Source organism: Pollutibacter soli, assembly GCA_029269725.1.
Taxonomy (GTDB): Bacteria; Bacteroidota; Bacteroidia; order Chitinophagales; family Chitinophagaceae; genus Pollutibacter; species Pollutibacter soli.
The window spans coordinates 223,432-248,927 of sequence record JARJHS010000006.1 but is presented as its reverse complement, the minus strand read 5'-3'; the positions used below and the strand labels follow the sequence as shown (position 1 = coordinate 248,927).

Below are 25,496 nucleotides of genomic sequence, written 5' to 3'. Positions count from 1 at the left end.
CCCCGCAAAATCATCCCAATCACCATATTTTCTGAGCATATACTATGGCCGGTCAGCTTAAAGAGGTACGCAACAGGATAAAATCAGTTCAGTCTACACAACAGATCACCAAAGCGATGAAAATGGTGAGTGCTGCCAAACTCAGGCGCGCACAGGACGCGATCATCCAGATGCGACCTTATGCTATGAAGCTGCAGGACATGCTGAGCAATATTGTGAGCAATGTGGAAGGCGGTGATACCGGAATGAAGCTGGCGATCGAACGTCCGGTGGAAAAAGTCCTGCTCATTGTAATTACCAGTGATCGTGGCCTTTGTGGTGCATATAACGCTAATATTCAAAAACTTGCACGCCTTACCATTGAGGAGAAATACTCAGAACAGCACCGCAGGGGAAATGTGACCATCTGGGGAATCGGTAAAAAAGGATGTGAATTTTTTCAGAAAAGGAATTATAAGGTAAGCACCGCTTATCGCGATACATTTTTAAAGCTGAGTTTCAGCAATGTCCAGGAATGTGCGGAAGCTGCGGTAGAAGGTTTTGTAAATCGTGAGTTTGATGTGGTTGAGCTGGTGTACAGCGAATTCAAGAATGCTGCTACGCAGATGTTCAAGGTGGAGCGTTTCCTGCCGATTCCGAAGGCAAAACCCATAGAAAGTAAAAAGGCGATTAAAGCTGATTTTATATTCGAACCGGCTATTGATACCCTGATCGCCGAACTCATGCCGAAAATACTTAATACACAGTTGTTTAAGGCAGTGCTGGACGGTAACGCATCAGAACACGGTGCGCGAATGACAGCGATGGATAAAGCATCGGAAAATGCTAACGAATTACTGAAAAATCTGAAGATTTCCTATAACCGCGCCCGCCAGGCAGCGATCACTACTGAGCTTTCGGAGATCGTGAGTGGCGCAGCAGCGCTCCAGGGTTAACATTCTGTGGAAAGCCTCTGCCCTTAAAATGCAATTCGGCGGAGTGTTTTTCTTAGTTTTCCGGTCTGATTCGTTCAAAAATCCATCCCACAGTTATGGAAATTTCAAATCTGATTACACATATTGAAGCGCTGATCTTTGCCAGCGAAAAGCCGTTGACCAGCATGGACATTGTTGAGCTGATCAATAATGCCTTTGGTTTTATGGATGACAAGGTTACGTTGGACCAGGTTGAAACTTCCATTGAAGGCGTACGTGAAAAATATGCTGCTGAATTTTATCCGTTCGAATTGAGACAGAGTGGTGGCGGATGGCAGTTCCTGACCAAGAAGGAATTTCATAAAACAATCGCTCAGCTGAATGGCGATAAATTCCTGAAACGCCTGTCCGGGGCAGCACTTGAAACGCTCGCGATCATTGCCTATAAACAGCCAATTACGAAAGGAGAGATTGAAGCTATACGTGGTGTGAGCAGTGACTATAGTATCCAGAAACTTCTCGAAAAAGAACTCATCGTCATCAGCGGGCGCAATGAACAGTTGCCGGGGAAGCCGCTGGTATACAATGTATCCCGCAACTTCATGGATTATTTTGGTATCAACTCGCCTGAGGATCTGCCAAAGATCAATGAAGTGCTTTCTGAACAGATCATCGAACCAACACTTGTTAATGCCGAACACTTTGAAGTGGAAAAAGGCGAACTGTTAGCCGTAACCGAAGAAGGACAGCTGGTGGAAAATGGAGATGGTAGTATCGGTGACGGAGAAGCGGAACCGGATGTTAACCCTCAACAGGACCCGTCTTAAAGAGACTGTAGACGGTAGACAGCAGACAGTAGAGGCAATAGTAAGAAGGCAATAGTAACAGCCGGTTTGTGTGGATGTCAGACGTAGCTGCTAGCGAAAGGATTCATCTTGCTTCTATTCTCAGTTGGCTGTTTCTGGTTATTCAAAAGTCTGCTCTCGAATTTTAAAGCATATGAATTTTTTTTGCAACACAGCTATTTATTGGACTGATGTGAAATGATCTGTTGCCTGGCTGTTCAAACTGTGAACTGTGAACTCCCTTTACGTATATTTACCCATTAAATGCAGAATATGGTCATGACGAATACGGAGATCTCGCAGCGCCAGCTGACAGAGATAGCAAAAGAGTATGGTACGCCTGTTTATGTGTATCATGCAGAAACCATTGCCCGTCAATACAACAGGTTGAAAGAAGCTTTCAGTGATTGCAATGCAAGATTTTTTTATGCCTGTAAGGCCCTGACCAATATCAATGTTCTGAAGTATATGCTGAGGCTGGGTGCTAACCTGGATTGTGTCAGTATAAATGAAGTGAAGATCGGTTTGATGGCAGGTTTTGCGCCTGAGAATATTTTGTACACGCCTAATTGCGTTGACTTCAGCGAATATCTCGAAGCACAAAAGCTCGGCGTCAACATCAATATCGATAATATTTCTATTCTCGAACAATTCGGAAATCGTTTTGGAAGCAGTTATCCTGTTTGCATCCGCTTAAATCCGCACATCATGGCTGGTGGAAATTTTAAAATTTCAACTGGCCATGTAGATAGCAAATTCGGAATATCAATTCACCAGATACGACATATCGAAAGAGTTGTTCGTTCGACAAAAGTCCAGGTGAAAGGCATTCATATGCATACAGGTAGCGAGATAAAAGATGTGGGTGTTTTTCTTGAAGGTCTCGAAGTGATGTTTGGACTCGCATCGCATTTTCCGGAACTTGAATTTATTGACCTGGGAAGTGGATTTAAAGTACCTTATCAACCAGGCGATGCTGAAACTGATATTCAACAGCTGGGTTCAAAAGTGGCCGAAGCATTCAGGAATTTTGAAAAAGAATCTGGAAGCAGGTTGCAGGTCTGGTTTGAACCAGGAAAATATCTCGTAAGTCAGTGTGGTTATTTTGTTGTGAAAGCGAATGTGATCAAACAAACACCCGCTACCGTTTTTGTCGGAGTAAACAGCGGATTTAATCACCTGATTCGTCCGATGTTTTATGAAGCTTACCATCATATTGTAAATCTGTCAAATCCTGACGGGCCTGAACGCATATATACTGTTGTGGGAAATATCTGTGAAACGGATACGTTTGCCTGGGACAGAAAACTGAACGAAGTACGTGAAGGTGATCTGCTGATGTTTCAGAATGCAGGCGCATATGGTTTTGAGATGAGCAGCCAGTTCAATTCACGATTGAAACCTGCAGAAGTTTTGGTGGTTAACGGTGAGGCGCACCTGATCCGCAAACGCCAGGAGTTTGAAGATTTACTCGAAGGGCAGATTGAAGTGTTGTAATTATTAATTTAAGTTTTTCGGTATAACCCTTTGAAACCACAACGCCGGTTTAACTACCCGGCGCTGACGTACTAAATGGTTATCACTATGAACGCTCATGCCAGCGAGTTTTTAAAAATTGCCAGGAGTCGGTTAAAGTTTAATTTATTTCTTCTCACCAGGCTGCCTGCTGCTTTTTTTGCGGGTCTGCATGTAATCGAAGTCTCACCTGCGAAAAGTGTTATCGGGATAAGTCATCGATGGAGTAATCAGAATCCCTTCAAATCCATCTACTTTGCATGTCTTGGTATGGCGGCAGAAATGAGTTCAGGAATTCTCTCCATGATGCACGTATACAAACGTGAACCAGGTGTTTCGATGCTCGTCCTAAAAGTAGAATCAGAATACTTTAAAAAAGCAACGGGTAATATTCGCTTTACCTGTAAAGATGGAGAAGCCATTCAACTGGCTGTTGAAGAAACTGTTGTAACACACGAACCTGTCGTTTGCGTAGTTAAGTCGATTGGCATTAACGACAAAGATGAAGTGGTGGCTATTTTTTCGATTACATGGTCGTTTAAGGCGAAGGTGGGAAAGAGTTGATCGTTCATCGCCTGCCTGCCCTGCCTACCGGACAGGCAGGCGGCATAGGCAGGTTCTTCGTTAATCGTTGAGCGTTAACAGCCGGCAATAGCCAGCAGGCAACGGACAATTTCAGGACGTGCTGGGGAAATGTTGTGTTGTCGGATTCTAAAAAGATCTGTTTCAGCGAAAATTCATTTGCATGCTTTTCTCTTTTTTTGTGAATGGTGAGCTTGATCTGCTGCCCTTCAAGATACTGTGTGGGCCTGCTGACTAGAACAGGCTCTATCCAAAAACGCAGCAAGTCATTAATTGCATACGCCGGCTGTTCTACTACTTACTACTTACTACTTACTACTTACTACTTACAACTACTTACTACTTACTACTTACTTCCTCTCTCCCACAATTTCCTTATTTTCATCTTCTTTTCTTCAAAACGATTTGCAATGAAAATTTCTTTTCACGGGGCTGCGCGATGTGTTACTGGTTCCAAACACCTGCTTACTGTAAAGGGTAATCGAAAAATTCTTCTGGACTGTGGAATGTTTCAGGGAATGGGTAATCAAACAGTGGCATTAAACAATAACTGGGGGTTCGATCCGGCGATAGTAAACTTTCTTGTCCTTTCCCACGCACATATCGATCACAGCGGATTGATACCGAAATTGGTGAAAGACGGATTTAATGGAAAAATATTTGCTACGCCTGCCACAAAAGAACTTACGGGAGTACTGCTGGAAGATTCTGCTAAAATACAGGAAGATGATGTGAAATATGTCAACAAGCGCAGAGCAGCACAGGGGCAGCCATTATTGCAACCGATGTACACCAAGGCAGATGCAGAACGTGCTATGGATTTATTTGAAACCGTTGAATACGATAACTGGTTTAAGATTGAAGATGGTGTTGAATTGCTGTATACGGATGCCGGACATATTATCGGCAGTGCTGCCGTACACCTTCGCATAACCGAAAACGGGAAAACTGAACAGGTGACTTTCAGTGGTGATGTTGGCAGGTACAGGGATATGATCCTGCGATCCCCTAAGGAGTTCCCACAGGCAGATTACATTTTACTTGAATCCACTTACGGAAATTCACTGCATGACCTGCATAAACCGGCTTTTAATGAATTGCTTGACTGGATCACAAAAATTTGCATTCAGAATAGGGGTAAACTGATTATACCTGCATTCAGTGTTGGTCGTACACAGGAAATTCTCTTTGCATTAAATCAGCTGGAACTCGAGAGAAGACTTCCTGACCTCGATTATTTTGTAGATAGTCCTTTGAGTATTGAAACCACTGAGATTGTAAAAAAATATCCAGGCTCTTTCAATAAGACAATTCAAAAAATACTCCAGACCGATAATGATCCGTTTGCATTTCGTGGACTGAAATATATTAAGAATGTGGAAGAATCCAAAATGCTCAACTTCAGGAATGAGCCATGCGTAATTATTTCCGCTAGCGGAATGGCTGAAGCCGGCAGGGTAAAACACCACATCAGTAATAATGTGGAGAATAGTCGCAACGGAATTCTGATGACCGGATATTGCGAACCGAATTCGCTTGGTGCAAGATTGCAGCAGGGCAGGAAGGAAGTAAGCATCTTCGGCGTCAATCATGAAATTCACGCGCAGATCGGGGCAATAAGAAGTATGAGCGCACATGGGGATTATGAGGATCTCAGTCAATTCCTCGCTTGCCAGGATGCTTCAAAAGTTAAGATGCTATTCCTTGTGCATGGTGAGTATGAGGTCCAGGAAGATTTTAAAGAACGATTACTTCGGAAGGGATTTAAAGATGTTACCGTTCCTGAACTGCATTTTGAAACCGGGCTCTCATAAACTTTTCTGTTAGTTAATAATCCATCTTTTGGGTAACTTATTTTACGGTTTTTCGTAACACGAAATCAAGTGGTACGAATGCATATTCCGAAACTGACTGTTATAGTAATATTGCTGCTGAGCGGAATCCCAAAGGTTGCAGATGCTGATGTGACACACTATTATATTCATATCAAACACGACGCCGTAGAAATCGGCTGTTATGATAGTTTGCGTTTAAAACCGGTACCGTTTAAATCCTATAGGTGGGACGATGTTAATAAAGACGAAATAGCAGCATACCTGATCGGAGAAGATTCGCAAGCTGTTCTTTTCTATTTGCATTGCTGGTTAGGCAGTGTTGGATTTTATAATAAAGATGTTTTAAAAAAACTGGAAAATCTTGATGGGATAGACAAAACAGTATCAATTGTTTGGGAAAGCAGTGGATTGAGTTATCATAAAAGTTGGGAGAAAGCACGGCAGCAAGGTCACCAACTTTCCCGTCTGTTCGAATATATGTTGCGATTTAATGAGGATTCGAAGAACGTGCTGCTTTGCCATTCCATGGGGCATAGTGTTTTCCTTGGATTGCTTGATGGTTTTCAGGAAGGCAGAAATTATTTTAAACTGATCCTTTTTGCAGGTGCTGATCTTCCTTCCGATATTTTTCAAAATGATCTGCAAAATCTTAATACAGCGGCTGATTCTATTGTTATCTACACACATCAACGCGATTATATTCTTCTGATTTCATCCATACTGAATCACCAGAAAAGACTAGGTATGCTGTCTTCAGTTGAACAAAATGAGTTGTCTGCATTTCCCAACGTTGAAATAGCCGATGTAACTAAATGGCCCGGAAATAAAGCGTTGAGCCCGAGCAATCATATTTATTTTAAGGAACATGAAGGTGTGCGGTATGATATGATGAGGAGAATAAAGGAAGCAATAAAATAATCAGAATACATGCAGAGAAAAAAGGGATGGATGACCAGCATCCCTTTTGTTTGACTACATTCATCTTATTCTTTATCCCGTGGATATTTCTGCAGCATTCCTTCTTCCTTCATCAGTTTTTCAATATCTGCAATCTCCATTGGCAGATAAGAGGTGATAATATCCGCACCGGTTTCAGTAATGATGATCATATCTTCCAGCCGGATATAAATTTTTTCTTCAGGTACAGTCAGTGCAGGTTCAATTGTAAATACCATTCCGGGAAGAAGCGGTCCTCCATCGTAACCGCCGACATCATGCGTTGCCATCCCTACCCAATGTCCGAGTGGACTTTTAGGATTTTCTGCTGATTTGCGATAACTTTCGACGAATGCTTTAGCTGCATTCTCATGAATGGGTTTGGAAAACTTACTTGTTTTGAGTGCTTGCTCCATTTCTATCACTGCCTGTTTTTTGATGTTTTGTGGTGTAAGGCCTGGTTTTATATTTTTGAGAATGGCCTTATAACAGATGAGATAAAAACCATACAACTCTTTCTGCCAGGTATTAAATTTACCATTGGCAGGCATCATCCGTGTGACATCGCTCATATAATAGCCATAATCCGGTGCATAATCCATCAAAAGCAAATCGCCATCTTTCAATGTTCTTTTGCCTTCGTGATAATGCGGGTAATATGCATTTTCTGCGCTTGCAATGAGTGAGTAGTAAGCGTCACCCTGTGATCCGTTGCGGTAGTAAATGTATTTTGCCATTCCATCGAGCTCGTATTCTTTAATGCCAGGTTCAGTAGAGCGCATGGCTTCCATCAGGGCAAGCGCCGACAATCTTGTTGCTTTTTTAATCAGCATAATTTCCGCAGGACTTTTGATCAAACGCATTTTATCCAGTATTGGATTCAGGTTTTTAATTTCAAATTTTGGAAACCTGTTTTTGATCATTTCGATAAAACGTGTTTCATGCGATTGACGCTGATCCCATGGATCTCCCATGGCATCGGCGTTCACCCGTATTCCGAGGTCGCGGCTGACAGCAAAACCTTCGGCGGGCTCAAAAAGTGTATACACCGAATGAATACTTCCGGAAGAAAATCTTCCCAGGTGTTCGCTCAGCAGATCGACGCCATACACGTTATCAATTCCACTCAATTGTTTGATTAAATCAATATCCTCGGCAGATAACATTTTTCCTTCACCTCTTTCGCGGCCAGCATTGCGGTGCGGCAGGTATAACGTTGCTGTACGTGAAGAACCGTTCAGTAGCAGGTAGGCATGCGGTACTTCAATTCCGCATAAATAATAAAATTCATTCGACTGACGGAACTTCACATAACCGACAGGGCTGGGCGCACCCTGGATCAGTGCGATCGCATTTGATCCGATGGAATCATATATGCGGCTACGACGATCTGCAAATTCCTTTATTGTAAACTCAGATGTAAAGAGGGGAATGTCCTGTGCGAATGCGATAGTTAAATTGATGCATGCGAAAATGAACAGGCAGAAACGGGATATCATCTTATTCCGGATTTAAATATTGGGAAAGGATAAAGATAGGGTGAAGCGGTGAGTCCCGCAGCGACACGCGATATGGCGGGTCCCGCAAAGTTTAAGTTTGCTGAGCTGCTTACAATTGGGAAAGCTCATGCAAGTGAGCGAGGAGCAGCTGAGCGAGCGGTGGAGCTTTACGGCGAGTCCCGCGGAGTTTGAGTATGTCGAGTTGTTCACAATATGGAAGCTGATGCACTTGCGCGGAGACTCGCCTTATACAGACAATAAAACGCTATTGCCGACTCAACGCCCGAGGCGAGTCTCGCTGCGGCAATAGAGCACTCATACAATTAATCAGACTTTATCATATAGTTGGTTCGCAGCGGACTCGCCGCTCAATTGCGCGTAGGAGCAGCCGGTAGAGTGTGGTGCTATTACGGCGAGTCCCGCGGCGTTTGAGTATGTTGAGCTGTTCACAATATGTAAGCTGATGCACTTGCGCGGAGACTCGCCTCAAGCGTATTGTGGATATAATTGCGAAACCCTGCATCGATAGCGCCCGAGGCGAGTCTCGCTGCTGCAATAGAGCAGTCATGCAATTACTCAAACGTTTCCATATCGTTCGTTCGCAACTGACTCGCCGGTCATTTACGAGAGAGAAGATCTGCGCGAGCGGTGGAGCTTTACGCCGAGTCCCGCGGCGTTTGAGTATGTTGAGCTGTTCACAATATGAAAGCTGCTGCAATTGCGCGGAGACTCGCCTTATACAGACAATAAAACGCTATTGCCGACTCAACGTCCGAGGCGAGTCTCGCTGCGGCAATAGAGCATTCATACAATTAATCAGACTTTATCATATAGTTGGTTCGCAGCGGACTCGCCGCTCAATTGCGCGTAGGAGCAGCCGGTAGAGTGTGGTGCTATTACGGCGAGTCCCGCGGTGTTTGACTATGTTGAGCTGTTCACAATATGAAAGCTGCGGCAATAGAGCACTCATACAATTAATCAGACTTTATCATATAGTTGGTTCGCAGCGGACTCGCCGTAAAAATTCCACAAAACAACCGAATCGGAGCAGAAAAATCACACTTAATGAACGTGTTCATCACTTTTAATCTGCTTTGTGTGTCATTATATTCATAAATGCCTGTCAGCAAGAAAATTCCAAAAAATTTCGGTCAATATTTTATCACGTTTACATGTTTTGATTGGATCGATCTCTTCGAAATACCAACAGCTACGACCTCGTTTATAAATGGTTCGATCATTTGAAGAGGGAAGGGTACTACATCAATGCATTTGTTATCATGCCGAATCATTTACATGCCATTATCGGATTCAGAGAAACAAATAAATCGATCAATACTATTGTTGGAAATGGTAAAAGATTTTTAGCCTATGGTATTGTCAATCGCTTAAAGAAAATGGGTCGTAATGATATATTAAAGAAGCTGTCATTTGGTGTTGTTGGTTCAGATCACTTACGTGGGAAATTTCACAATGTCTGGGAAGACTCTTTTTGCTGGAAGGAATGTGTAACCCCAATGTTCTTAACACAAAAGCTAAATTACATACATTTTAACCCATGTCAGACGAAAAGGCGCCTGGTTAATAATCCATCCACTTATATTCATAGTTCAGCAGGATATTATCTTGAAGGACACAGTTGCATTTATCCGGTTACTCACTATTCAGAAATGAATTGCATCGATTTATCGGCTGGTTTTGATGGCCGATGAGCTTTTAGTTTCAAATATCTTAAACCAATTTTTTTTCAGCTTTTACTCATCCATCTCCAGCAGCAAATTAGCAATCAATGCCGTCCAGCCGGTTTGATGTGATGCACCAAAACCCTGGCCCGTATCGCCATGAAAAAATTCGTAGAACAGATGATGATTTCTGAAGTGCTCATCTGACCAGTTTTCATGATCCGGCGAATGGTATTGATACTGACCGGCTTCGTTCTTTTCGAAAATCTGCAGCAGTCTTTTGGTTAACTGATTGGCGATCTGCCTGAGCGTGAGTTTATTTCCTGAGTTCGCGGGAAATTCAAAAGTGTAGCTGTCGCCGTAATACTCGTAGTATTTTCTCAGTGAATTTATGATCAGGTAATTCAACGGTAACCATATCGGTCCGCGCCAGTTGGAATTACCACCAAACATTGAACTTGAACTTTCCCCCGGTTCGTACTGAATCGTATAATGACTTCCCTGATATCCGAAAGTATATGGATTGTCCTGGTAGCATTTCGATAAGGAACGGATTCCGTAATCAGATAGAAATTCTGCTTCATCAAGCAATCGCTTCAGCAGGTGTTCAAGCCGATCCCCAATCATTATTGCAAAGAGATATTTGCCATCCTTGTTTTTCTTTTCAATATCTGATATGATGCGCGTAAGATCAGGGCGGGTAAGACGAATTACCTGTAGGCGCGTATTGAATTCGCGAAGATGATCAAACACCTTGCTTTGCATAATTTCAACGGCAAGCAGGGGAATGATTCCGACAAGTGAACGTATTCTCAGGCGTTGACTCGTTCCGTTTTCAAACTGAATTGCATCATAATAGAATTTATCCTGGTTATCCCAAAGCGAAATATCCTTTTTCCCGATATGATGCATTGCCCAACCAATGTTGAGAAAATGCCGGAAAAATTTTGCGGCCGATTCTTCATAGGCATGATTGTGTTGCGCAAGCTCCAGCGAAATACGAAGCATATTGATTGCATACATCGCCATCCAGCTGGTAGCATCGGCCTGCTGTAATTTTTTTATGCCAGGAGGCATCTGGTTGCGATCAAACACACCAATATTATCGAGGCCAAGAAACCCGCCTTCAAAAATATCGATACCATTTGCATCTTTCTGATTTACCCACCAGGTGAAATTCATCAGCAATTTCTGAAATGCTCTTTCAAGAAAATCCCAATCGGACGCGCCCGTTTTTTTCTTATCCGTTTCGTATACATACCATACACTCCAGGCATGAACCGGCGGATTCACATCACTGAAATTCCATTCATATGCAGGAATCTGCCCATTGGGATGCATATAATATTCACGCAGCACCAATAGCAATTGCTGCTTCGCGAAGGAAGGATCAACATGTATAAAAGACGTAGCGTGAAAAGCAAGATCCCATGCCGCAAACCAGGGATACTCCCATTTATCCGGCATGGAAATGATATTGCGCGAAGTGAGATGCTGCCAGTCGTAATTTCTTTTGTGATTGCGATGTGGCGCAGTTTCATCCGGCTCACCAAATAGCCATTTGAAAACATCCAGATAATAAAACTGTTTCGTCCACAACAAACCACTAACCGAACTTCTCAAAAGACTCCTGTGATCCGGTGATAAAGTTTTTGGTGTGATCTTGTTGAAATATTCTTCTGTTTCTTCAATCCGTTTTTTAAAGACGCTGTCAAAATCACTCCATGGATCTTCGATCTTTGATTTTCGTAATCTGATCCTGAATGTTTTTGAAGCGCCGGGTTTTATCTTTTCCTTTAACCATATTGCAGATTTGGTTCCGCGCTTTTCCGGATTGACAGTATTTTGTTTATTGACAATGAAATTGTTTATCCCATCTTTCACGTACGCGGAATCGTTAGGACGATGATACATGCGCTCGTTATTCGTTTCATTGTCGCAGAATAACTGCTCGCCTTCTTCATGATAAAGAAAAAAACTGCCGTTGCGTGAGGATGTTGCCTGCAGACAATTAGTTGTTGACGCGATTATGTTCGGCTTATTGAATCGTGGATTATGCTTCCAGAAATTCCGGTACCAGAAATGCGGCAGCACATGGATTGTTGCAGCTTCCGGGCCCCGGTTGAAAACTGTAATCTTTAAAAGAATATCGTTCATTTCAGCCTTGGCATATTCTACATAGCAATCAAAATAACGGTTGTCCTTAAAAATCCCGGTGTCCAGCAGTTCATATTCCGGACTCAGGCGGCTTTTCCTGTTATTCTGAATCAGATCTACATAAGGAAATTCCTTCTGGGGGTATTTGTACAGGAATTTGCAATAGGAATGTGAAGGGGAGGAGTCAAGGTGAAAATAGAGTTCTTTTACATCCTCGCCGTGATTGCCTTCATCATTTGTGAGACCAAACAATCGCTCTTTAATGATGGGATCTTTCCCGTTCCAGAATGCGGGAGCAAGGCAAAGCACCTGGTCGCTGTCGCAGAACCCCGCAATTCCATCTTCACCCCAGCGATACGCATAACTCCGGGCCAGGTCATGATTGATATAACTCCATGCCGTTCCGTTAACACTGTAATCCTCCCTCACGGTACCCCACTGACGTTCAGCAAGATAAGGCCCCCATTTTCTCCAGTTTTTATTATTAGGGGATGTATACAATCTCAGATCCTCGACAGTATTCAAATCAAGTATTTAAAAAAATAAATATGAATTGTTTCGCAATGCTCACCTCTAATATATAAAATATGGCCTCTGGAAAAATGAATTGTAAATAATTAAATATGAGTTTGTCAGTTGATTTCAAACGTTACTGCCCTAACCCAATGGCGAGGTAAAAGCTGCATTGGGAGGTCGGCTTACTGCCAGGTTCCAAGACCCTGATTTTAAAATTGATATCGCTGTTTCCGACCCCGGACGGCAACAACGGGATGACCTTACCGGAGCATAAGCATTGCCTTTTGCCTCAATCACAATAGCATCTGGCATGCATTAAGGCTAACTATAAACTTACTACCTCCACCCCAAACATTCAAGTCCCAAAATGACAGAAGCCGGACAGCGTCCGGCTTTATAAGTTCAGTCCAGTGTGACTGTGATTGACTTTTGATTCAGCTTGGTTGGTAAGGTCAGGTTCCGTTATGTTCGTGCTTCAGTAATTACTGATTGCATTGTAAAGATGCATCGTAATTTTTCGTTATGAAAGTTTTTTCGGTGTTCGGATAAATACGTTCGACTAACGGAACATATCAACCGTTTTTTCTATTTTAAGCTGTAGGCAACCACAGAATTCTTCCAAAACGTTGGTACATAAACAATTCTGTTCCTGGCATCATAACCTATATCCGCTGAATTAATCTTTAACTCCCTGGTATCCAGCAGCGATTCCTTTTTACCCTGGGTCACCAGCCAGATAGCTCCGGCCCAGCAGGAAACGATATATTCGCCAGGTTTCACCTGCTCAATACCATCAGTTCCCCCTTCCATTCCTTCCGCCAGCAGGGTCATACTTTTATCGCTGGCAACTCTAAACAGCGAGCCGTTATCAACGATTAAAAAGTCTTTGCCTGCTACCAACACCCCGTTCGGACCATTCAGGTTCTGTAGATAAACTTCTGACTTGCCGTTTTTAACCGTGAGGATTTTTTTAGCTCTTGAATCTGATACATAGATTGTTCCATCTCCTGCCACGGAAATATCATTAAGACCCTGTGCGCCTTCCACCTGGATTTTTTCAACAATCTTTCCTTTTTTTACATCGATCACTACAATCTCCGTCAGATCGGCAACGTATAACCGATTTTTGTGCAGGCCCATTCCTTTCGGCGCATTCAATCCGGATACCCATTGAAGATCAAGTATCTTACCATCAGGGGAAACCCGACTGATAAAACCTTTTCCATCTTTTTCCCAGGGTTGATCACCTTCGATATTGGCGACATATAATACTTTGCCACCTTCGTCATAATAAACCGATTCCGGTACTTTCAATACAGAATCCGTTTCCCACAATTTTACTAACTGATGTTCCTGTGCATTTAAAATGATTACAGCAAAAAATGCTGAGAAGAATAGCAAGCTCAGTTTTTTCATATTCCATTTTTGGGGTGAATATTAAGTCGGGATCAGCAATTTACCGATTTCAGGCAAACCGGTGAACATCAAATGCCGAAATATCAATGCTTGTTTTTCTCTGACCGATAAGTTCTTCAGCAATTTTACCGGTTGCCGCTGCAAGAGATAAGCCCAGCATGGCATGACCTCCTGCTATGACCAGGTTTTTGTACTTACCTGCTCTTCCGATATATGGAAGACCATCGGGAGACAAAGGCCGCAATCCGCTCCAGATCTGATCCGTGGAAGGAAAGTTTACCTCAAGTCCGGGATAATAATTTCGTGAAGCTTTAAAAATCGCCTGTGCACGTTTAATCAGCATCGGCGAATCAAGCCCGCTGATTTCCATTGTACCTCCCATCCGGAGATCTGCGCCCATGGGAGTCATTGCAACACGATCATCAACAAGTATGGCTGGGTACCGAAGGTTTTTCTTCATGCTCTTAAATGTCATGCTGTATCCTTTTCCTGCCTGCATGATCAATTCTACTCCCAGCATTCTCGTGATCAGCGGCATCCAGGAACCGGCGGCAAGTATAAATTCATCGCCTGCAATTGTTCCCTGGCTGGTCACAACTGCGCTGATCTTTCCTCCTGATTTTTCGAAACCCGTTATAGTTGAATTCAATTGAAATTTTACTCCCCTGTTGTGTAAATAATTTTTCATGCTGCGCATGAAATCACCGGGATGTAAATGACAGTCGATCGGATAAATTATGCCACCGCGTACATTCACTTCCACATCCGGTTCCATCGCCTGTACTTCCGCAGCAGATAATATTTTTGTTTCTATTCCTAATTCTGCAGCCTGCTCCGCCATTTCAATTTCATGCTTCTCGGTTGCAGCCTGCTTGTACAACATAAAGCATCCAATCTCTTCCATTCTGAAACTATTGCCGATGTCTTCTTTTATTTCAGACTGCAATCTTCTGCTCAGCTGAAGTATAGCATTCATGGGCGGGATATGTCTTTCTACTGTTTCTTTATTCGATGATTTCCAGAAATTCATTCCCCACTTGATCAGGTCTGCATTGAGCCTGGGCTTGATATAAAATGGTGATGAAGAACTCAGCATCCATCGCAATCCTTTTGCAATTATTCCCGGTGTTGCCAGCGGTATAAAGTGACTTGGAGAAACATAACCTGCATTTCCAAAGGAAGTACCATCGGTAATATCTCCGCGATCAATAACTGTTACGTCATGACCTTCTTTTAATAGATAGTATGCACTACATAATCCAATAACACCGCCACCGGCGATTACGACTTTTGACATAGAGATTTTTTTGAGGCAGGAGAGGGGAGCCAGGAGAGTTAGCATTTAATTCAATAGCCGCAACCATCCGCAAGTCAACTTCTGAAATATTTAATTAACTATCCAAAAATGGATGCTTGTCACTATCCTCTATTCACTAACTCTCCTGCCTGCTTGCTCCTTACTCCTTACTAATAATTTATTTTAATATTTTCAATCTTCTCGGGCATCCAGACCTGCATCTGATTACTTCCCCTGTTACACCAAACATAGTATGGTATTGCAGTAATTGTTTTTTCAGTAGTGGTTACCGATAGACCATTGTTGGTAACTGACAACACAGGTAGTGAACTACTAAGACTAACTACTTTTTCAGTCAATACCATGGTTTCTCCTTCTGTAAAAATGGCTTTTTCTGGCACGATCATGTTCCATGCCTGACCACCATTATCTGCGCCTTCCACACAATAAATCAAGGGTCCTCGCTGTAATGCAATCCTGTCATTATTTGCCTTTACTTCATCGCGGCTCACTACTTTCCTCACACTCATGGGTAGACGAATTTCGATCACATCACCTTTTTTCCATACCCTGTCAACAACTGCATATCCATCATCTTCGCGATAAGCGAATGGTTTACCATTGACAAGTACAGCAATGCTTTCATCAATTTTGTCTTTGAAACTGTATAAACCACCGGGAGCTGCAATGTTTTTTGCCCAGCCTGGAATTCTGAGACGTATACCTGCGGCAGTTTTACCTGCATCAAGAATGGTGATTTGTGATGCTCCCTGCCATGGATAGTTGGTCTCCAGTTTCAGTTTGATTTTATTTTTCTCCAGCGGAATTTCTGTTTCGCTCCCGATATAAAGGTTAACCCATAGATCTTTTGGTCCGGATGTGTAAATATAATTTCCAAGTGATGCTACCATGCGCGCTATATTGGCCGGGCAGCACGCAGTGCCGAACCATTCGCGGCGATAATGCCTTCCGGTTGACGCAAGCGGGTTGCCATAAAAGAAGCGATCACCACTCAGTGACAACCCGTCAAGTGCCGCGTTGTATAGGCTTTTCTCAAGTACATCAACATATTCACTCTTTCCCGTCAGCGCATTCATTCGCTGGTTCCAGAAAACCATTCCGACGGAAGCACAGGTTTCGCAGTAGGCCTGCTCGTTAGGCAAATCAAAATCCGTAGTGAAGCCTTCGTTGCTGCCTGCTGATCCGATTCCACCAGTGATATACATATTGCGAAACACTACATCTTCCCAAACCCTCCGCATTGCTTTCATATAATCCTGGTCGCCGTTTGCAGACGCGACATCGGCCGCGCCCGTGTACATGTACATTGCACGTACCGCATGACCAGTGATCTCGCTCTGATCCTTTACTGGAACAACATCCTGTGCATATGCAGTGTCCTTCCAGTCGGTCCAGGTATACCCATGTGCAAGTTTTCTTCCACGTTCAGACAGGAGCCAATCGGCAAGTTTTAAATATTTCTGATCATTAGTAACGCGATATAATTTAACCAACGCAAGTTCAAGCTCCTGGTGACCTGTTACCCAATCGCGTTTACCCGGGCCAAACAATGAATCAAAATGATTAGCCCAGCGAATGCAAACATCAAGCAGTTTTCTTTCTCCAGTGGCATCATACCAGGCAACACCAGCTTCGATCATATGTCCGCCATTATAATCTTCATGCATACTCATATCCGTCCAGCGCTTATCAAATTCACCCAGCGTATAATAAGTATTCAAATATCCGTCCGGCAATTGCGCAGCGGCTATTTTATCGATCCATTCGCTGCCTTTTTTCCGGATTGCAGCATCAGGTCTTGTTTTTAAAGTATAAGCCATCGCTTCGAGAGCTTTAAATACATCTGAATCATCATAAAAAATACCCTCGTGTTTTTCACCCTGCTTACGTGCCACTTTTTCAAAGTTCCTGATGCGCGGCGTTTTCACTTCCGTCTGATAAATACATGCAGCAAGCGTTGCAGTCGCCACCTTATCAATCTTCGGTTTCCAGAATACATCGGTAATATTCACTTTGGAAAAATTCACCGGAGTGCTTACACCGGTTTGTTGGGCGCTTAGCTGGGTATTTATGAGAACAAGAACTACTGACATTACGCATTTAGGCAGGAGGCAGGAGTTTGGAGGCAGGAGATTTAGTGAGTAGTCTTTAGCAACAAGCCTGAAATTCATAGACACTTTTTTAGTTGATAAATGATTGGATAGGCAGGATGCAGTAGGTTGGGGGCAGGAGAACCAGATGGAGGCAATTAGTACCAGGGCTGATATTCATAGTTTCTTTTTTTTGATTAATGGTGTTGCAGAAGATTATTCAGGTTTTGAGAAAAAGCATCATCGTTTTTAACAGTACAAATTCTCATGTTGAAAAATTCTCTGGTATCTTTTAAAATATTCACACTTAATAATCTGACAAATTTTTTTGAGAAGTGAAATTGCCATTGATATAATGCTTGTGACTATTCTCTTTCTTCTAAATCTCCTGTCTCCGATCTCCTGCCTCCTCCCTGTCAAATGACCTGAAATCCATATGCATAAGGATCATCCTCCTTGTCAATCGAAATCTCATTATATCCGTAAATCTTTGCCCAGCCTTCGATGGAAGGACGGATCGCGGGCATTCCATTCACAGTCATTTCTTCTTCGATTCTTCCTTTGAAAATACTACCAATAATACTCTCGTGCACAAAGACATCATTTGCTTTTAATTTTCCTTGCTTATACCATTGAGCCATTCTTGCACTGGTACCTGTTCCACAGGGGGACCGGTCGATTGCTTTGTCACCATAGAATACCGCATTTCTTGCAGTTGATGATGGATCGATTACAGATCCTGTCCACAATACATGTGAACAGCCACGGATCGTTTCATTTTGCGGATGTACAAAAGAATATTTTTCGTTTAGCCTTGTACGTATAGTACGTGCCCAGCTGATCAGTTTGTCTCCGGGATAATGTTCCAGGCCTTTGAAATTTTCCTGTACATCAACGATCGCATAAAAATTTCCACCATAAGATACGTCAACGCGAAGTAATCCGAGCTCGGGACATTCCACTTCCAGTCCTTCATTGAACAGGAATGAAGCTACATTGGTTAGCCGGACCCATCTCACTTTTCCTTCTTCTATATCATATTCTATATTAACCAATCCGGCAGGTGCTTCCATTCTTACAAAACCTGGCTTTTTCGGTTTGATCAATCCTTTTTCGATAGCAATTGTGATCGTTCCTATAGTACCATGACCGCACATAGGAAGGCAACCGCTGGTTTCGATAAAAAGAACAGCGACATCATTCTCCGGATCATGCGGTGGATAAAGAATGCTTCCGCTCATCATGTCGTGACCTCTCGGTTCGAACATCAGGCCTTTCCTGATCCAGTCGTATTCCCGGAGGAAATGTTGTCTTTTTTCGCTCATATTCTCTCCCGCGAGTGACGGTCCGCCAGCATACACCAGCCTTACCGGGTTGCCACAGGTATGGGCGTCAATACATTTGAAAACTGATCCGCCCAGTTGACCAAAACCCCCGGCTTCAGCGCTTAGAGCTGCGGTTGTTTTATGCTGATTTATAGTCATATTTTTTTGTCTGTTCCGGCTACTCTGATTCCCGGATTTTATTGTTTACATTTGATTTCACAACGATTCTGCATTCTTCAGTATGGAAACCTACGGCAAAATATTGCTGATTGCCATGCCCATTTTTCTCGGGCTGGTTCTTCTTGAAAAATTATATGGTGTTATCAGGGGCAGGGATACTGTCAGGAATATGGATATGGTATCGAGCCTGAGTTCCGGTGTGACGAATGTTACAAAGGATGTTCTTGGTCTTAGCATCGCGATCATCAGCTATAAATGGATGGTAGATCATCTCGCCATCGTTCATATTCCCGGAGGGATTCTTACTTATATCGTTGCATTCCTTGCACTCGATTTTGCCGGTTACTGGGTGCACCGCATTGCACATGAATATAATTTCTTTTGGAACAATCATATCATACATCACAGCAGCGAAGAATTCAATCTTGCATGCGCATTGAGACAAAGCATTTCTGTTTTCTTCAGAATATTTGCTTTTCTGCTTTTACCAGCTGCGCTGCTTGGAGTACCGGAAATCGTTATAGCGGTTGTTGCGCCACTACATTTGTTTGCTCAATTCTGGTATCATACACAGCACATCAAAAAGATGGGGTTTCTTGAGTACATTATCGTCACTCCATCGCATCACCGTGTACATCATGCCATCAATCCGATTTATCTTGATAAGAATTATTCACAGATATTTATTTTCTGGGATAAGCTTTTTGGAACATTCCAGGAAGAATTGCCGGATGTAAAACCTGTGTATGGGATCACCCGTGCAGTTCAGACATGGAACCCGATCAGGATCAATTTTCAGCACATGGTATTGTTGATCAAAGATGCATGGCGGACCAACAGCCGGAAAGATAAATTCAGGATATGGATCATGCCGACGGGTTGGAGACCTGCTGATGTTGCTGAAAAATACCCGGTGAAGAAAATTGAAGATCCTTATAATTTCGAAAAGTATGATCCGCGCGCAAGCAATGCTTTGCACGTATGGGTTTGGGTTCAATTATTAGTCATCCTCGGATTCGTCAGTTATTTCTTCGGAAACATTGCTTCTGTCGGAACTCCACTGATGTTCTATTACGGTGGATTTATTTTCCTCAGCGTGTATGCACTAACGGATCTGATGGACAGAAGTCCCTATGCATTCTTCTGGGAAATCGGCAAGAATGGTTTCGGTTACTATCTTCTGCTACGCACCGGTGACTGGTTTGGTGCAGGGAACTTCGGTAATTACATCGTACCTGTTATACAGGGATATTTCATATTATCGACACTGGTTACCATTTACTTTGTACTGAAGCATTACCAGGAAGATCATTCCGCTTTACCTCAGGCTGCCCACTGATGTCAAAGAACTATTTGTTTTTTGCGATATACTGATCCGTCATCTTCGTCAGAATTTCCATCGTTACTGTTCCTTCTGATAAGATCATATCGTGAAAACTTCTTACGTCGAATTTTTCGCCCAGGACTTCGGTCGCTTTTTTACGCAGCGATTTTATTGTCAGCTCGCCCGTTTTGTACGCAAGAGCTTGTCCGGGCCAGGAGATATACCGGTTGATTTCGGTGTTCACTTCATGCAATGATAAAGCAGTGTTTTCGGATAAATATGTCACCGCCTGGTCACGCGTCCATCCTTTTGCATGAATACCAACGTCAATCACTAACCGACAAGCGCGCCACATGTCGTATGTCAGCTGACCAAAACGACTATAAGGATCTTTATAAAATCCCATTTCATAGCCAAGGAATTCGCAGTATAAACCCCAGCCTTCACCAAATGCATTCACATACAGATTTCTGCGGAATTGCGGAAGATTATCCAGTTCCTGTGTCAATGCAATCTGCAAATGATGACCAGGTACAGCTTCATGCAGTGTTAAAGCTTCGAGTGTGTACAATGTTCTGCTGGGTAAGTTGTAAGTATTTACCCAATAATGTCCAGCACGTTTACTTTTGATGGGAGAACCTGAGTATCTGCCGGCTGTGTACACAGGGGCAAGAGATGCGGGGACAGGTTCAACACCATAAGGCTGGCGTGGAAGTTTTCCAAACAACAACGGAAGCGAGTTGTCTGCTTTTTTTGCAATCCATGCTGCTTCTTTTAAAAGATCATCAGCTGTCTTCGGATAGAAACGCGGATCCGTTCTCAGGAATAAAATGAACTCCTGCAATGATCCTTTGAAGCTGGCTTTGGCCATCACATCCAGCATTTCCTTGTGAATGCGTTCTACTTCTCTCAGTCCTGTAATGAAGACTTCATCAGCATTTGTGTTTAACGTAGTGTAGTGTTTGATGCGTTCATTGTAAAATGCTCTGCCATCGGGCATTTCAGATGCGCCGAGAGTCTTTCGTGTTTTTGGCAGGTACTCATTTTTAAAAAAGTCACTGATCTTTTTGTAAGAAGGGACTACATCATTCATCACCACAGTTCTTGCTTCTGACACCAGCTTATCCCAATCCTGCGCAGCGATGCCTGCGGGTTTATTTTGAAAGGGCTTAAAGAATGCGCTGGAATCAGCAGTGGAAACAATATGCTGATTGTATGTACTCTCATAACCCGTGAAAATAACTGCTGGCTGACTTACGCCAATGCCGAGGCCCTTGCGCATCAATACCAGGTGTTCATCAACATAGCGCCTGATATCGCGCATCCTTTTTATATAATCTTCAAATTCCTTTTTTGTCTGAAGACTGCTGTTTCCCATTTGCGGGAGATAAGTATGAAAGCCACCATCGGCTAGCAATGGATTCAGATAGGATTTATACTTCCAGGTAGAGATATCATCCTCAAAACTGTACAGCAGCAATTCATAATTGATGCGATCAGCAAATGAAAAACCGGCAGTATCCAGCTTCCGCATTTCAGCATCAAGCCTTTGGAAAAAATGATAGTTTCTCTGGTAATCTTCTTCGCCATGGGAACCCAATGGCCTGCCTAGTGTACTATCCCGTTTTGTTTCAGCGGTATTGAAAGAATCAATACGGGTTAGAACATCACGAAGCTTTTTATTTTCGGGTAGTGGTGCCTGCTGAGCATGTCCGGCGACGGCAAACGTCATCAATAAAACCGACAGGCAGATCCTTCTCATTTCAGATGGAATTTTTTGTTGGTTCGTTATTTACCGTTCTGTAGATCTGCAGTGGATTTGCATTTTTAAGTTCATCAGGTAATTGACTGTCCGGCCAGTTCTGGTATGCCAGGGGACGTGCAAAGCGTTTGATGCCATCAGCACCCACTGAAGTAAATCTTGAATCAGTAGTTGCGGGGAATGGTCCGCCATGTTGCATTGCCAAACACACTTCAACACCTGTAGGTACTCCGTTTACAATGAAGCGTCCACATATATTGCTTACTTCGGAAATCAGATCCGGATAATCAAGCATATCTTTTTCTGTGGCCATCAGGGTTGCCGTAAGCTGACCTTCCAGTTTTGAAACAGCTTCCACCATTTCTTTCTCGTCGGCACATTCAATGATCATTGAATACGGTCCGAATACCTCTTCATGCAAAACTGTGTTATTGATAAATACGGACGCTGTTGTGGTTGCAACTGCAGCTTCGCCTTCCAGTTCTCCGGCTTTTACAGTGCTCTCTTTTATCAGCGTATTTCCCTGCTGTGAAAGTGCTTTGGATTTTTTCTCGTGATATGCCTTTGCAATTCCCGGATGTAACATTTTTGCCGGAGCAACTCCCGCAATTTTTTCTCCCAGCACTGTTTTGAATTTTTCAAGTGCGTCGCCTTTGATCCCGAAAATGAGACCCGGATTTGTGCAAAACTGACCAACGCCTAATGTTATTGAACCAGCATACATTTCCGCCGTTTTTTCCGGTTCTTTTTCCATTTGATCAGGTAAAAGAAATACAGGATTAACGCTACTCATTTCAGCAAACACGGGTATGGGTTCTTTTCGCTGATTGGCCCAGTCGAACAACGCTTTTCCGCCTGTATAAGAGCCGGTAAATCCAACCGCCTTCGTACGTTTATGAGTTACAAGTGTTTTGCCTGTTTCTGTGGAAGTACCAAAAACATGAATGAATAAATCTTCGGGCAGGCCACACCGTGAGATTGCTTTCTGGATAGCAGTTGCGACTATAGCTGAAGTTGCAGGATGAGCAGGATGCGCTTTTACTACAACAGAACAACCAGCAGCGAAGGCGCAGGCAGTGTCGCCGCCTGCAGTCGAATAAGCAAATGGAAAATTGGAGGCACCAAAAACAACTACGGGGCCAAGTGGCACCAGCATTTTTCTGATATCCGGTTTTGGTGGATTGCGGTTATTGTCTGCAGTATCAATTCTTGCCTCGAGCCAATCGCCCCGTTCAGCCGCTTCTCCATAACTTTTTAATTGAAATATAGTTCTGTTGCGCTCGTTTTTCAATCTTGCTTCGGGCAGATTGGTTTCCGCCATTGCAGTTGTAATTAGTTCATCGCCCGACGCATCCATCTCTTCCGCAATAATTCGCATAAACGCCGCGCGATCGGACAAAGGTCTTTCACGATAAACGAGAAATGCTTTCCATGATCTTTCCATCAGCGCATCTATTTCAGCAATCGGTGTATCCTTAAAATTCATAATTCAAAAATTTAGGCGGTAAATGTAAAACAGTTCGATTAGACGGTGTCTTATCAAAATTACCTGTTTGTACATCTGCATTGGCAGAGGCAAAACCAGTACATGTTTAAAACGAATCAAAGAGAAAGATAATCCGGCAGTTCGGGCCTTGTCCGGATACCCTCATTGATAACAGCCATCACCTGCTGCCTTTCCACTCCTGTAATTGGAAGCCTCGGCGCACGCACATATTCTGATCCGATACCTGTCGCAGTGGCAGCCAGCTTAATGTATTGGACAAGTTTAGGATGAATGTCCAGTTCCAGTAATGGCATGAACCAGCGATAGATCGAAGTTGCTTCTGCAATTTTTCCGGCTTTTACAAGTCGGTAAATCGCTACGGTTTCGTGGGGAAATGCATCTACAAGACCGGCTACCCAGCCATCTGCGCCCAGGCAGAGTTCTTCCATAGCAAGCGTATCAACGCCACAGAGCAATTTGAACCTGTCACCAAATCGGTTACGCATCCTGGTTACATTGGTCACATCCCGGGTCGACTCTTTTATTGCGGTGATATTTTCACATACGGCCAGCTCCGCAAACATATCAGGAGTTACTTCAATCTTATAATCAACGGGATTATTGTAGATCATTACCGGTAGGGAGGTCGCATTAGCGATCATTGTAAACCATGCAATGGTTTCTCCTTCATCTGATTTATATCTCATCGGCGGTAAGGCCATCAGTCCCTGTACTCCCCATTTTTCTGCATTTTTTACCTGGTTCAATGCTTCCCTCGCTGAACTTTCGGCAATATTCATTACAACTGGTATTTTACCACCGAGCTTTTTCAGCGAATATTCCACGAGCTGTTTCTTCTCTTCCGTTTGCAAGGTACTCGCCTCTCCCAATGTTCCGCCCAGAATGATGCCGTCAACACCAGCATCAAGCTGAGCATCCAGGTTCTTTCCGAAAAGATCCAGATCAGGTTCGTCATTCGCAGTAAAAGGAGTCAATAATGCAGGGAATACGCCATGCCAGGAGAAAGCCATAAAATTTATTTTCTGCAAACCTATTGTCTTTGAATCATTTGGAAACATGCATTTTTAGTCAGCATTGGTACTATTTTATCCTATTTTCCTGGTTTTGCCTGTCTGTTTGAACTAATTTAGCATTGATGCGCATCATTCCGTTTCAGATTCCCAGAACCACGTCAGAAGCATTCCGGTTGCAGACCGATGATCAGCCGAGGCTGTATGATCACCTGCATCAGCATACAGAAATTCAGCTTACTGCCATTGTTTCCAGCGAGGGTACTTTGCTCGCAGGTGAGTTTATGGGGCGCTTTAAACCTGGCGATGTTTTCCTGATCGGTTCAAATCTTCCACATGTATTCAGGAACGATCCGGAATATGGAAAAGGCCAGGCAAATGCAAAAACGATCTCTGTTTATTTTAATGAACACATGCTCGGCGAAACTTTCTGGAACCTTCCTGAGACAAAATCGCTGTTTCAATTATTGAATAATGCACAGCATGCATTTCAGTTGCAGGGCGCAAAGGCGGATCTCGTAATGCAGGAGTTGGAACAGCTTCAGGACAGTGAAGGCATGCATAAAATTCTTCTCTTCCTTCAGGTGCTTAGTCATTTTGAAGATGAAGAAGATTTGGTGATGTTGGCTGGGCAGCGAACCAGGAAGCATTTAAATGTATACGACCAGGAACGAATCAACAGGATTCTGGAGTTTACTTTTTCTGATTTCAATCGCGCCATTACTCTTGAGGAAGTTTCAGCGATCGCAAATCTTTCCGTCGCGGCATTCTGCAAATATTTTAAAACAAGGACCGGGAAATCATACATTACATTTCTTTCAGAGCTGAGAATACAACATGCGTGTAAGCTGTTGAAAGAAACAAAACACTCAGTTATGGACGTTGCATTCATGTCTGGTTTTTCTAATCTCTCGCATTTTAACAGAATATTCAGGAAATATTCTTTTATGACGCCCACGCAATTCCGTGCATGTTAGTTTGATGAAGCACAGTTATCAGATTACAGATCACGTCGCAACTTCTGTGCACTAATTTTATTGCACCCCGGGCTTATTTTTTCATCCGGTTGTTTCTGCGAAAGTT

At 43.1% G+C, this 25,496-nt stretch carries 18 protein-coding genes; 9 read left to right on the top strand and 9 right to left on the bottom strand.

Annotated features, from left to right (window positions below; all coding sequences use genetic code 11):
- The first annotated feature begins 44 nt into the window (after positions 1 to 44).
- From atpG to P2W82_RS16220, 6 genes are all read left to right on the top strand, one after another.
- Complete coding sequence (gene atpG / locus P2W82_RS16245; RefSeq protein ID WP_336516964.1) at positions 45 to 935, top strand: ATP synthase F1 subunit gamma; 891 nt, start codon at positions 45 to 47, stop codon at positions 933 to 935.
- A 95-nt stretch (positions 936 to 1,030) separates the two neighbouring features.
- On the top strand, positions 1,031 to 1,741 hold the full coding sequence (gene scpB / locus P2W82_RS16240; RefSeq protein ID WP_336516963.1) for an SMC-Scp complex subunit ScpB: 711 nt from the start codon (positions 1,031 to 1,033) through the stop codon (positions 1,739 to 1,741).
- Positions 1,742 to 2,032: 291 nt separating this feature from the next.
- Complete coding sequence (gene lysA, locus P2W82_RS16235; RefSeq protein WP_336516962.1) at positions 2,033 to 3,256, top strand: diaminopimelate decarboxylase; 1,224 nt, start codon at positions 2,033 to 2,035, stop codon at positions 3,254 to 3,256.
- An 87-nt stretch (positions 3,257 to 3,343) separates the two neighbouring features.
- Entirely contained in the window at positions 3,344 to 3,838 is a 495-nt protein-coding gene (locus tag P2W82_RS16230; protein ID WP_336516961.1) for a DUF4442 domain-containing protein, read from the top strand.
- 428 nt (positions 3,839 to 4,266) lie between these two features.
- Positions 4,267 to 5,670 carry an MBL fold metallo-hydrolase gene (locus P2W82_RS16225; RefSeq protein ID WP_336516960.1) on the top strand — a complete coding sequence of 468 codons (1,404 nt, stop codon included), beginning with the start codon at positions 4,267 to 4,269 and terminating at the stop codon, positions 5,668 to 5,670.
- Positions 5,671 to 5,748: 78 nt separating this feature from the next.
- Complete coding sequence (locus tag P2W82_RS16220; RefSeq protein ID WP_336516959.1) at positions 5,749 to 6,609, top strand: alpha/beta hydrolase; 861 nt, start codon at positions 5,749 to 5,751, stop codon at positions 6,607 to 6,609.
- A gap of 65 nt (positions 6,610 to 6,674) precedes the next feature.
- Here the strand turns inward: P2W82_RS16220 and P2W82_RS16215 are convergent, their stop codons facing one another.
- Positions 6,675 to 8,126 carry a Xaa-Pro peptidase family protein gene (locus P2W82_RS16215; protein ID WP_336516958.1) on the bottom strand — a complete coding sequence of 484 codons (1,452 nt, stop codon included), beginning with the start codon at positions 8,124 to 8,126 and terminating at the stop codon, positions 6,675 to 6,677.
- A gap of 1,181 nt (positions 8,127 to 9,307) precedes the next feature.
- Here P2W82_RS16215 and P2W82_RS16210 point away from each other — a divergent pair.
- Entirely contained in the window at positions 9,308 to 9,838 is a 531-nt protein-coding gene (locus P2W82_RS16210; RefSeq protein WP_336516957.1) for a hypothetical protein, read from the top strand.
- Between the two features lie 42 nt (positions 9,839 to 9,880).
- Here P2W82_RS16210 and P2W82_RS16205 read toward each other — a convergent pair whose 3' ends face one another.
- From P2W82_RS16205 to P2W82_RS16185, 5 genes are all read right to left on the bottom strand, one after another.
- On the bottom strand, positions 9,881 to 12,490 hold the full coding sequence (locus P2W82_RS16205; protein WP_336516956.1) for an MGH1-like glycoside hydrolase domain-containing protein: 2,610 nt from the start codon (positions 12,488 to 12,490) through the stop codon (positions 9,881 to 9,883).
- Positions 12,491 to 13,066: 576 nt separating this feature from the next.
- A complete protein-coding gene (locus tag P2W82_RS16200; RefSeq protein WP_336516955.1) occupies positions 13,067 to 13,897 on the bottom strand; it encodes an SMP-30/gluconolactonase/LRE family protein in 831 nt (276 codons plus the stop codon).
- Positions 13,898 to 13,946: 49 nt separating this feature from the next.
- A complete protein-coding gene (locus P2W82_RS16195) occupies positions 13,947 to 15,194 on the bottom strand; it encodes an NAD(P)/FAD-dependent oxidoreductase (RefSeq protein WP_336516954.1) in 1,248 nt (415 codons plus the stop codon).
- Between the two features lie 170 nt (positions 15,195 to 15,364).
- Entirely contained in the window at positions 15,365 to 17,386 is a 2,022-nt protein-coding gene (locus P2W82_RS16190; RefSeq protein ID WP_336516953.1) for a glycoside hydrolase family 127 protein, read from the bottom strand.
- Between the two features lie 335 nt (positions 17,387 to 17,721).
- A complete protein-coding gene (locus P2W82_RS16185; RefSeq protein WP_336516952.1) occupies positions 17,722 to 18,789 on the bottom strand; it encodes a 4-hydroxyproline epimerase in 1,068 nt (355 codons plus the stop codon).
- 82 nt (positions 18,790 to 18,871) lie between these two features.
- On the opposite strand from P2W82_RS16185, the gene P2W82_RS16180 reads away from it, so the two are divergent.
- Entirely contained in the window at positions 18,872 to 20,149 is a 1,278-nt protein-coding gene (locus P2W82_RS16180) for a sterol desaturase family protein (RefSeq protein WP_336516951.1), read from the top strand.
- 10 nt (positions 20,150 to 20,159) lie between these two features.
- On the opposite strand, the gene P2W82_RS16175 is transcribed toward P2W82_RS16180, so the two are convergent.
- The 3 genes from P2W82_RS16175 to P2W82_RS16165 form a co-directional block, all read right to left on the bottom strand.
- Positions 20,160 to 21,896 (bottom strand): DUF885 domain-containing protein, encoded by a 1,737-nt coding sequence (locus P2W82_RS16175; protein ID WP_336516950.1) that lies wholly within the window; start codon positions 21,894 to 21,896, stop codon positions 20,160 to 20,162.
- A gap of 1 nt (position 21,897) precedes the next feature.
- Positions 21,898 to 23,382 (bottom strand): aldehyde dehydrogenase (NADP(+)), encoded by a 1,485-nt coding sequence (locus tag P2W82_RS16170; protein ID WP_336516949.1) that lies wholly within the window; start codon positions 23,380 to 23,382, stop codon positions 21,898 to 21,900.
- A gap of 116 nt (positions 23,383 to 23,498) precedes the next feature.
- Positions 23,499 to 24,413, bottom strand: a complete 915-nt coding sequence (locus P2W82_RS16165; protein ID WP_336516948.1) for a dihydrodipicolinate synthase family protein — start codon at positions 24,411 to 24,413, stop codon at positions 23,499 to 23,501.
- A 125-nt stretch (positions 24,414 to 24,538) separates the two neighbouring features.
- On the opposite strand from P2W82_RS16165, the gene P2W82_RS16160 reads away from it, so the two are divergent.
- Positions 24,539 to 25,390, top strand: coding sequence for an AraC family transcriptional regulator (locus tag P2W82_RS16160; RefSeq protein WP_336516947.1), 852 nt, complete (start codon positions 24,539 to 24,541; stop codon positions 25,388 to 25,390).
- Positions 25,391 to 25,496 lie beyond the last annotated feature (106 nt).